This is a genomic window from Pseudochrobactrum sp. AO18b (assembly GCF_000409565.1).
In the GTDB taxonomy this organism is placed as follows: domain Bacteria; phylum Pseudomonadota; class Alphaproteobacteria; order Rhizobiales; family Rhizobiaceae; genus Pseudochrobactrum; species Pseudochrobactrum saccharolyticum.
On sequence record NZ_ANNO01000486.1, the window covers coordinates 1 to 5,696 of the forward strand.

4 protein-coding genes are annotated in these 5,696 nt (G+C 52.5%); 2 read left to right on the forward strand and 2 right to left on the reverse strand.

Annotated elements, in window-relative coordinates:
- The coding region (clpA, locus tag A918_RS0118075) for an ATP-dependent Clp protease ATP-binding subunit ClpA (RefSeq protein ID WP_022712407.1) at nucleotides 1-2,393 on the reverse strand (2,393 nt) is incomplete at its 3' end.
- A gap of 6 nt (nucleotides 2,394-2,399) precedes the next feature.
- Nucleotides 2,400-2,750 carry an ATP-dependent Clp protease adapter ClpS gene (clpS, locus tag A918_RS0118080; RefSeq protein WP_028233987.1) on the reverse strand — a complete coding sequence of 117 codons (351 nt, stop codon included), beginning with the start codon at nucleotides 2,748-2,750 and terminating at the stop codon, nucleotides 2,400-2,402.
- Nucleotides 2,751-3,507: 757 nt separating this feature from the next.
- Between clpS and A918_RS0118090 the strand changes: the two genes are divergently transcribed.
- Together A918_RS0118090 and A918_RS21020 are read left to right on the forward strand one after the other, a co-directional pair.
- The gene (locus A918_RS0118090) at nucleotides 3,508-5,097 is read left to right on the forward strand and encodes an SPOR domain-containing protein (RefSeq protein ID WP_371257533.1); all 1,590 of its coding nucleotides are present in this window, start codon (nucleotides 3,508-3,510) and stop codon (nucleotides 5,095-5,097) included.
- Between the two features lie 223 nt (nucleotides 5,098-5,320).
- The gene (locus tag A918_RS21020; RefSeq protein WP_022712411.1) at nucleotides 5,321-5,608 is read left to right on the forward strand and encodes a hypothetical protein; all 288 of its coding nucleotides are present in this window, start codon (nucleotides 5,321-5,323) and stop codon (nucleotides 5,606-5,608) included.
- Nucleotides 5,609-5,696 lie beyond the last annotated feature (88 nt).

Sequence of the window (5,696 nt, forward strand, 5' to 3'; positions counted from 1 at the left end):
GCAGAGTTGCTATCAGCTGCAACTTTGGCCGGTTTCTTTTCCGGCTTGGCCGCGGCTTCCGCAACCTCCTCGTCAGGCTGTTCTTTCTGTGGCTTGACCGGCTTGGCCTTCACCACATCCATTACCAGACCGGTTTTACCATCCGGTTTTTCGCCGGTTGTGACTTTGACCGTGCCGCCATTCTTGAGCTTGCCGAACAGCAACTCGTCGGCCAGAGGCTTCTTGATATATTCCTGAATAACACGACCCAGAGGGCGTGCACCCATGCGTTCATCATAGCCTTTATCAGCCAGCCAATTGATAGCTTTCTTATCCAGTTCAAAGGTCACGCCGCGATCAGCCAGCTGGGCTTCCAGCTGCATGATGAATTTCTGCACCACTTTATGGATAACCGGTACAGGCAGCGGGCCAAACGGAATAATCGCATCTAAGCGGTTACGGAATTCCGGTGTGAACAGACGGTTGATCGCCTCCATATCGTCGCCTTCGCGACGGGTGGAGCCAAAGCCGATTGCTGCTTTCGCCATATCTGCCGCACCGGCATTGGTGGTCATGATCAGAATGACATTGCGGAAATCAATCTGCTTGCCATTGTGATCTGTCAGGCGGCCATGATCCATAACCTGCAACAGAATGTTGAACAGATCCGGATGGGCTTTTTCGATTTCGTCAAGCAGCAATACGCAATGCGGATGCTGATCCACGCCATCGGTTAGCAGACCACCCTGCTCAAAGCCGACATAACCCGGAGGTGCACCGATCAGACGCGATACGGTATGACGCTCCATATATTCGGACATGTCGAAACGCAGCAGCTGCACGCCCAATGTGCTGGCAAGCTGCTTGGCAACTTCCGTCTTACCCACACCGGTCGGACCGGAGAACAGATAGGAACCGATCGGCTTATCCGGCTCACGTAGACCCGCACGCGCCAGTTTGATCGCAGAGCTGAGCGATTCAATCGCCAGTTCCTGACCATAAACCACACGCTTGAGATCTTTTTCCAGACTGGCAAGCACCTGCTCGTCATCCTTGGAGACAGTTTTCGGCGGAATCCGCGCCATGGTCGCCACGGTCGCTTCAATCTCTTTGATACCGATAATTTTTTTGCGTTTGGCTTCCGGCAACAGCATCTGGCTGGCACCGCTTTCATCAATCACGTCAATCGCCTTATCCGGCAATTTACGGTCGGTGATATAGCGGGCGGACAGCTCCACTGCGGCAGTGATCGCATCATTGGAGAACTTCACTTTATGGAAGTCTTCAAAATAAGGCTTCAGACCGCGCATGATTTCAATGGCATCCGGAATAGTCGGCTCGGCCACATCAATCTTCTGGAAACGCCGCACAAGTGCCCTGTCCTTTTCAAAGAACTGACGGAACTCTTTGTAAGTCGTTGAGCCGATGCAGCGAATCTGCCCTGAAGACAATGCAGGCTTCAGCAGATTGGATGCATCCATCGAGCCGCCGGATGTGGCGCCCGCACCGATAACGGTGTGGATTTCATCGATAAACAGCACGGCACCCGGATAATCTTCCAGTTCCTTGACGACCTGCTTCAGACGCTCTTCAAAATCACCGCGATAACGGGTACCAGCCAGCAGGCTGCCCATATCGAGCGAGAAGATCGTATCGTTGAGCAAAACTTCCGGCACATCGCCGTCAACAATGCGCTTGGCCAGACCTTCGGCAATCGCGGTTTTACCCACGCCCGGATCGCCCACATAAAGCGGGTTATTCTTGGAGCGGCGGCACAGAACCTGAATCGTACGGTTGATTTCGCTTTCGCGGCCAACCAGACGGTCGATTTTACCGGCCTTGGCTTTTTCATTGAGATTGACGCAATAAGCGGTCAGCGCATCAATTTTCTTTTTGCTCTGTTCTTCATTCTCAGGCTGCGCTGAATCTTCAGCACTATGCGCCTTGCCTTCGGCCAGGTCATCACTGACACCCGAACGCTTGGAAATACCATGAGAAATATAATTGACCGCATCATAGCGGGTCATTTGCTGTTCCTGCAGGAAATAAGCCGCATGGCTTTCCCGCTCAGCAAAGATTGCGACAAGCACATTGGCGCCCGTCACTTCATCGCGGTTTGATGACTGCACATGGATAACCGAACGCTGAATCACCCGCTGGAAAGCGGCTGTCGGCTTGGAATCCTCATCATAACCGGTCACCAGATTATCCAGCTCACGGTCGATATAGTCGGTGACAGTCTTTTTAAGCTGCGCAATATCGACATTGCAGGCACGCATAACCGCGCCGGCATCTCTGTCATCAATCAGAGCAAGCAGAAGATGCTCAAGCGTGGCATATTCGTGATGACGTTCATTGGCGATGGTCAGCGCCTGATGAAGTGCTTTTTCAAGGCTTTGGGAGAATGTTGGCATTGTACCTCACTTTTTCTCCATCACGCATTGCAGCGGATGCTGATGTTGACGGGCGAAATCCATCACCTGCGTCACTTTGGTTTCGGCAACTTCATAAGTATAGATACCGCATTCACCGACCCCGTGATTATGGACATGCAACATAATACGTGTCGCATCTTCACGGTTTTTCTGGAAAAAACGCTCCAGCACATGAATAACGAAGTCCATCGGCGTATAGTCATCATTCAGCAGCAGCACCCTGTACAGGCTTGGCCGTTTTAAGCGGGTTTTCGTCCGCGTAATAACAGCCGTACCATTACCCGGGTCCTTCGGGTCACCATCGTCACTGCCCATCACAGGAGACTTGGCCTGCATAAAAGGAGTAACCTGTAAAAAATGGTCTGCTGCACACATTCCTGATCGTATCCGTCCTGATCGTATCTGTATTTTCTGAAGTCACGCTGTATGGCGGGAAACCACACATCGTAGACCTATTATGTAGGTTGAAACGCGGCAATGTTAAGCCCCGCAGAACACAAAGCCCGACACGTCCTCATTCACGTCCAGAGTATCGCGCCTGCAGGAAAAAACCAGCATGAAACACATCATTTAAGAAAAGATTTCCGCAAACCGCACAGGGGCAAATTAATAAAGCACGCAAAATTGTCCCCGTTTCTGCATTTTAAATACCAGTCTCAAGATCGGCCTGAAGACTGGCAAGTGATTCAACCAAATCACTCTCATCAGGGCCGGTAAATTGCAGCCCATAATGCATCAGTCCCTTAGCTCTGATTATTAACAGTTTCAGGACAGAAGATGCGTTACAAACAGGAAAATACGCTTTTGCAGAGCAAAATTTTTGTAAGACTCACAATTTCTTGAAACCAGCTTGAAAAGAAACACCGCATAAATTTTTTATTCATTAGCAGGTACTTAACACGATGCAGACAGATCGGATGACCGTCCAGACATGCCCGCCAGCTAAAAAAGCATCATAAAAATCAAAAAAAGATCATGATTTGCCCGTCTATAAACGGATTGGTAAGGCTGTTGGCAATATGATCACGGAAATGTTCGTGGCGTGTCCTTTGCGCCACACCTGAAAATTGGCAGTCCAGGTAGGTAAGTCACCGTGTATCATGCGTTCCGTCACGCCGCATCCGGCATCAAGATTGCGGCCCGCTCATTGTTAGCAGTAACAATGGCCGGCGCCCTCACTCTTACCATCACGACAGGTTCCGCTCAGGCAGCAAAGAACCCGCGTCATGCCGCGATTGTGATTGATGCCAATACCGGCAAAACCCTGTTTGCAGAAAGCGCAGATGCCAAGCGTTTTCCCGCTTCCCTCACCAAAATGATGACCCTTTATATGGTCTTCGAGGCGATGCAGGCCGGACGCATCAACAAAAACACCAAAATTCCGTTCTCCAAATATGCAGCAACCCGTCCGCCGACAAAAATCGGCGTACCGGCAGGCCAGACAATCAGCGTTGAAGATGCGATTATGGCGCTGATTACCCGCTCAGCCAATGATGCTGCAGCTGCTCTTGGTGAATATCTCGGCGGTTCCGAGCCACGTTTTGCACAGATGATGACGGCCAAGGCACGTCGTCTCGGCATGCGCTCCACCACATTCCGTAATGCTTCCGGCCTGCCAAACCCGAACCAGCAGACCACTGCCCGCGATATGGCGATTCTCGGTATCGCGCTGCGTCAGCATTACCCGCAATATTACGGCTATTTCGGCCGTTCCAGCTTCCAGTTCCGTGGACGCACCATCAATGGTCACAACCGCCTGCTCGGCCGCGTTGAAGGCGTTGACGGCATTAAAACCGGCTATGTAAACGCATCCGGCTATAATCTTGTCACTTCCGTCAACCGTGACGGCCGTCGCATCGTCGCCGTTGTAATGGGCGGCAGCAGCGGTGCATCCCGTGACGCAGCTATGACCCGCCTTATTCAGGCACATCTGCCAAAAGCAACACCGTCGCGTCGCGGCAGTGATGCCCTGCTGATTGCCCGCAATGATGCTCCGGCAGGCCCTGCAGTTGCCGCTGAACCATCTCCTCTGCCGCGTGCGGTTCCGCTGCCGGCTGAACGTGCCGACCAGCCGGTTCTGGTTGCCGATGCTTCCGGCTCCGCAGGCAGCGCACAGGATGCAATCAGCGCAGTTATCGCCCGTCAGAAGCCGGTTCCTGCCCAGCAGCCTGAAATGCTGGCTCTGGCAGCGCCGACACCGCGTCCTTCTGCTCCGGTATCTTCCCAGCTTGTGGCTATTCCAACGCCTAAGGCATCGATCCCGAATGTTGATCCGGTTACCACAGCTTCCGCCAATACAGCTGCTTCCCGCATGGGTCTGGCACCAAAGCCTGTTGCTGCTGTGCGCAATGAGCCGATTGCTGTACCGCAGGAAAATACCCGCCAGCAGCAGCCGCAACAGACTGCCGTTGCCATGGCCGCTGCAGCTGATATTTCCGGTGCATGGGCTATTCAGATCGGCTCCCTGCCTAGCGAAAATCAGGCACAGGAAATGCTGAATAAAGCCGCCCAGCAGGCAGGCAGCACCCTGCGTGCAACCTCCCCGATGACTGAGACTTTCAACAAGGGCAACAACACATTCTACCGTGCACGTTTTGTTGGTTTTGACACCAAAACTGCCGCATGGGATGCCTGTGCTGCCCTGAAGAAGAAGAACTTCAGCTGCTATGCAATTGCGCGCTAATGCGCGCGGTTCGCACCATTTAGAGCATAATCTCTTAAATTTGAATCAGTTTAAGTTAAAATTATGCTCTAATTTCAAAGTGTTAGAGCGACCTTTTATGCACCCAATGGGGCGCATGGCGCTCTAAGACCGTAATATCCGATATTATCCGGCTTTGTGTTTCGCCGGTATAGTTCAGGCAGGCCATCTGCAAACCCAATGAGTATTGTGTAAAGGGTTTACAATGTCGAATATGCTCAATCTGTTTGGTTTCACCAATGTTGATCCGGTGGAATCCGACTCACAAAAGCCAGGCAAAACCACTTTGCTCAGCGTCCACGCCCTGCGTAGTGCTGCTGCCCGTCTTGCCGATTTGCGCGCTGACGGCGCCTCCCTGAATACGCGTGAATTTGTAGGGCTTCTGGTCTGCAATGCACAGCGCAGCCGTCGTATCAGCCTGCCGGAAGCATCCCTGCGCATTGCGACAGGCAATGTAAACGGACGCACAGCAATCCGCCTTAAACTGCGCTGATATTGTTTATTGATTAAATAAGACCCAGCGCCGCCAGTTCGCGGCGCAGCTCCACAGGCAAAGCCTGCATACCGCCGCCCGCCCCGGC

Excerpts from the sequence above, each read along its gene's own strand:
- clpS (WP_028233987.1), bottom strand. The coding sequence starts at position 2,750 with ATGCAGGCCAAGTCTCCTGTGATGGGCAGTGACGATGGTGACCCGAAG.
- A918_RS21020 (WP_022712411.1), top strand. The coding sequence starts at position 5,321 with ATGTCGAATATGCTCAATCTGTTTGGTTTCACCAATGTTGATCCGGTG.